The organism is Pseudomonas sichuanensis (assembly GCF_003231305.1).
GTDB classification, from domain to species: Bacteria; Pseudomonadota; Gammaproteobacteria; order Pseudomonadales; family Pseudomonadaceae; genus Aquipseudomonas; species Aquipseudomonas sichuanensis.
The window spans coordinates 1-4,055 of record NZ_QKVM01000106.1 but is presented as its reverse complement, the minus strand read 5'-3'; the positions used below and the strand labels follow the sequence as shown (position 1 = coordinate 4,055).

Here is a 4,055-nt window from a genome sequence, read left to right as displayed (position 1 = left end):
ATTTTTTGGTGTCCCAGAAGTCGGCCCAGGTCTTGGGTACGTCCGCGCCTTTGAACGCGTCCGTGCGATACGCCAGCACCGTGGAGTAGCTGATGTAGCCGACGCTGTATTCGTCCTTGAGGCTGTCGGGTATTTGCGCGGCATTGGGAATCAGCGCAAGGTCGAGCTTCTCGAACAGCCCTTCGGCTTCGCCACGGATGCAGTCGCCAGTGGGCAGGTCCACCACGTCCCAGGTGACCTTGCCGCTCTCGACCTGGGTCTTGATGATCGGGTAGGCCTTGGGCGAGCTGTCCTGTTTGAGCGTCAGACCGAGCTTTTTCGCCGCAGGCTCCAGGATCGCCTTGCTCTGGGCTTCCTGATAAGCACCGCCCTGGGATACGAACGTGATGTCCTCGGCCATGGCCTGGGTGGCGCTACCGATGAACAGGGCCAGACTCGCGAGTTGGAAAGCTGTAGTGCGCAATGTGCTCATGGAAAGACTCCGAATGGTTGGCAGATTTTCTTGGGCGAGCTGTAGGTTTTGTTGTCGGTCGCTCTGCGGGACCATGGAGGTCTAATGTACCGGCTTGTCCGTGAACGAAGCGGCTACAAATGCGCGGATGAAAAGTGGTTTATTGCGAAAATGCGAACGGGCACAGTATTTCGTGCGTCGGGTGCGGGCTTGCGCGCCTGTCGCGAGCAGCCCCGAAGCCCCCGGTAGGAGCGAGCATGCTCGCGATGGCGGTGTGTTGGGTGAGTCATAGCCAAGTCATTCAGCCCACCGTCATCCGCCTCACCACGCGCCGAATCATCGGCGCCGCCAGCACCACCACCGGCAACATCGATACCCACGACAGCGCCCACGCGTTCAACCAGCGGCCGGCAAAGGCCAGGTCGAGCGCATGGGGTGTGGTGGCGATGGCGGCCGCGACCGCGCAGGTCAGGCCGGATTGAACGACGCCGAAAACGAAATGCTCATAACGGGCGGGGATTTTCATCGGGGGTTCTCGAGAAAGAGCGGGGGGGCGCGATGCCCGGCCGCTCGGGCACGATCAAGCCGGTTGCAGTTGCGCGATAGTCTCTTCGGTGGTCCACAGCCCGTGGGCGAGGAAGCGGTAATTGATGATGGCCGCCAGGTAGCCGTCGCCATCCGGCAGGCGCGGGCCGGCGGTGGCGTCGCGTACCACGACTATTTCAAAGCCCTGTTCGAGCAGTTCGCGCAGGTGTGATTCCACGCAAAGGTTGGCCGCCATGCCGGCGAGGATGATCTGCGACACGCCTTTCTTGCGCAATTGCAGCGCCAGGTCGTTGGTTTCCGGGCCGTAGACCTTGTGCGGCGAGGCGATGATGGTCTCGCCGTCGAGAATGTACGGCTTGTAGATCTCGAGGAAATCGGCGCCGGAGCCTTCGAAGTTTTCCAGGGTGTTCGGTCCCTTGCGATCGAACATGCAGATGCTGTGCATGACCTTTTCCAGCGGACCGCCAAAATGCCAGTCGTGGTCGTGCGGGTAGTAATAGTGTGGCGACACGGCCACGGGCAGGTCGTGAGCCTTGAAGGCCTTGAACAGTTTTTCCAGGTTTTCGACGGTGTTGTTCTCGACGATGCTCTCACCGAACACCGCCCAACTGGCGCCGGCAGGGCTGAGGAAGTCGTTCTGTGGGTCGATGACCACCAGGGCGGCTTTGCTCAGGTCGAGCTTGAAACCAGTGGCAGGCAGTGCGGGTTCGGCGGGGTCGGCGTACAGATGGCTCATGACGATTTACCTCTTGGGTGCTTGCGTGGATGAGACGTGAATGTTGCTTTATATAAATGACCAGTCGTCTTATTAATGAGGAAAAAAAACTCACTCCAATAGCCGAGGCAAGACCATCGATACGAAACGCTGCAGAGGTGCACCGTCGCGCAGGACCTTGCCGCGCATGACCGCACCTTCCCAGCCTTCGACGATGACACTGGCCAGCGCTTCGGCGTCGTGAGTTTCAGAGAGTTCGCGGCGCTGCTGCGCTTCACGCAGGCAGCTCGCGAGCAAACCTTCCCAGCGCGCCAGCACATCGGCCAGACGCTTGCGGGTTTGTTCGCTGCCATTGGACATTTCCAGGGACAGGTTGCCAATCAGGCAACCCAGGCTGTATTCATGCTCGCCGTGCTCGAGCACCAGGGCCTGGAAGAACTGGCCGATGCGCTCCAGCGGCTTGACCCGGGCGTCGTAGAAGATCGGCCCGTGGCGGGTTTCGATCGAGGTCCAGTATTCCTCGAGGATCTCTGCCGCGAAGTCTTCCTTGCTGGCGAAGTAGTTGTAGAAAGAGCCCTTGGGAATCTCGGCAGCGGCGGTGATGTCCTGGACGCCGCAGCCGTTGAAGCCACGGTTGTGAACCACCTGGCGGCCAATCGACAGCAAACGGGATCTGACTTCGAGGTTGACCGGGCGAGCCATGACAGAGACATCCAGTGATGAGAAAGTTTTAATAAACTAACTGGTCATCTATGTTTCGTCAACAGTCGAATTGACTGCCAATCAGTCCGCCTGCGCCATCTCGATGTACTCGAGCATCTTCTCGTTGCCATCGAGAATGTCACGGCAGATGGCCGCCCGTGCCGCCGCGCCATCGCGGCGCTTGAGTGCGTCGAGCACTTCCCAGTGATGGTCGATGGCCATGCGCTCGTTGAAGTTGCCATAGGCACGGGCGATCAGTGGGCCGGTGCGCATCCACAGGCTATCGAGCAAACCCGCCAGCACCGGCATGCGCGCGATGGTGGTCAGCGCGTAGTGAAATTGCTGATTGCACTTGAGAGCGGCTTGCAAGTCCTGGGCGTTGATCGCGGCGATGTTGTTTTCGATGCAGGCTTGCAGGTCTGCGAGTTCGCTGTCGGTCACCAGCGCGGCGGCCGTCTCCGCAGCCAGGCCTTCAAGCGCCAGGCGGATGCTGCGGATCTCGCCGTATTGCGCGGCGGTGAGGATGGGTACGCGGATGTCACGCGGGGTCTTGAGGATCAGCGCCTGTTCCTTGGCCAGTTGCAGGATCGCGTCGCGCACCGGTGTGACGCTGGTGCCCAGTTGTTCGGCCAGGTCGCGGATGCGCAGGCGGTCATCGGGCTGGAAACGCCCGGTGATCAGTGCCTCGCGCAGCAACTCGTAGATGCCACTGCCCAGGTAAGAGTGATTGAGGGTTTGAATAGGGTAGGGGTTGCTCATTGATCGCTCATCTGCGGCGGATGCCCGGCCCGAATGATGGAAGTTTCCGGCCGGGATTTCCAGATTATTTCAGACGTGCTGACCACCGTTGACATGAATCTCCGAACCGTTGATGTACGACGCGCCTCGGGTGCAGAGGAAATGCACCAGGGATGCGACTTCTTCCGGCTTGCCCAAGCGGTGCATGGGGATCTGCTGATCGACGATCAGTTCGGTCCCGGCAGACAGGATCGACGTCTCGATCTCACCCGGTGCAATCGCATTGACGGGGTTTGGGGAGCAATGGAACCAAAAACCAACGTAAGCTCTGAATCCCACCGTAAAGGGGCTTTCCGATCTCCAGCTCACCCGCCAGGCATTACTCTCTGATCAGTGCCTCGATGATCGGGCAGATCGTTCCGCCGTCTCCCGCATCACATTGCTGCACCAGTTCGCCTAACAGTTGCTGCATGACGACCAAGTCGGCCATCTTCTGCTCGATCAACGCGAGCTTGCGTGCAGCCCGTGCTCGCGTTTCTGTGGGAGGAAAATAAAGTGTCATCCTAACTACAGGACCCTGCAACGTAGCAATTCCTGCAAAAATCCATTTAAAACAATGACTTATTTCAATTCTGCCATCTGCAAGCGTTTTGTGGGGATGGAGGCCGGAATCATTAAAGTATCATCCTAATTTTCGCTCAACCTTGGAAAATGCTGAGAATCGTAAAAATAAAGTTTCATCCTTTCCGCTACTAGTTCAAGGCTTTCCCGCCGCTTTCTTCCGGCCGCCGGCAACAACGCTGCTTGGCTGAGGCGATCCACTTGCGCTACCGCTCACTGATCAGATCGCACTTGAACTCGACGAGCAGCCAACCATCAGGCCGAGCGTGATCGCCAAAAAAA

5 protein-coding genes and 2 pseudogenes are annotated in these 4,055 nt (G+C 59.0%); all 7 read right to left on the bottom strand.

Features of this window, described 5'->3' with window-relative positions; genetic code table 11:
- The coding region (locus DM373_RS28150) for an extracellular solute-binding protein (protein WP_049273834.1) at window positions 1-472 on the bottom strand (472 nt) is incomplete at its 3' end.
- A 280-nt stretch (window positions 473-752) separates the two neighbouring features.
- Complete coding sequence (locus tag DM373_RS28145) at window positions 753-977, bottom strand: DUF2798 domain-containing protein (protein ID WP_003465037.1); 225 nt, start codon at window positions 975-977, stop codon at window positions 753-755.
- A 54-nt stretch (window positions 978-1,031) separates the two neighbouring features.
- Complete coding sequence (locus DM373_RS28140) at window positions 1,032-1,733, bottom strand: cysteine hydrolase family protein (RefSeq protein WP_003465039.1); 702 nt, start codon at window positions 1,731-1,733, stop codon at window positions 1,032-1,034.
- A gap of 90 nt (window positions 1,734-1,823) precedes the next feature.
- Complete coding sequence (locus DM373_RS28135; protein ID WP_003465041.1) at window positions 1,824-2,414, bottom strand: TetR/AcrR family transcriptional regulator; 591 nt, start codon at window positions 2,412-2,414, stop codon at window positions 1,824-1,826.
- 81 nt (window positions 2,415-2,495) lie between these two features.
- Complete coding sequence (locus DM373_RS28130) at window positions 2,496-3,173, bottom strand: GntR family transcriptional regulator (protein ID WP_016487046.1); 678 nt, start codon at window positions 3,171-3,173, stop codon at window positions 2,496-2,498.
- Window positions 3,174-3,242: 69 nt separating this feature from the next.
- Window positions 3,243-3,440 (bottom strand): annotated as a pseudogene (locus DM373_RS28125) (SDR family oxidoreductase); the annotation flags it as partial.
- Between the two features lie 91 nt (window positions 3,441-3,531).
- Window positions 3,532-3,690, bottom strand: a pseudogene (locus DM373_RS28120) (MerR family transcriptional regulator); the annotation flags it as partial.
- Window positions 3,691-4,055 lie beyond the last annotated feature (365 nt).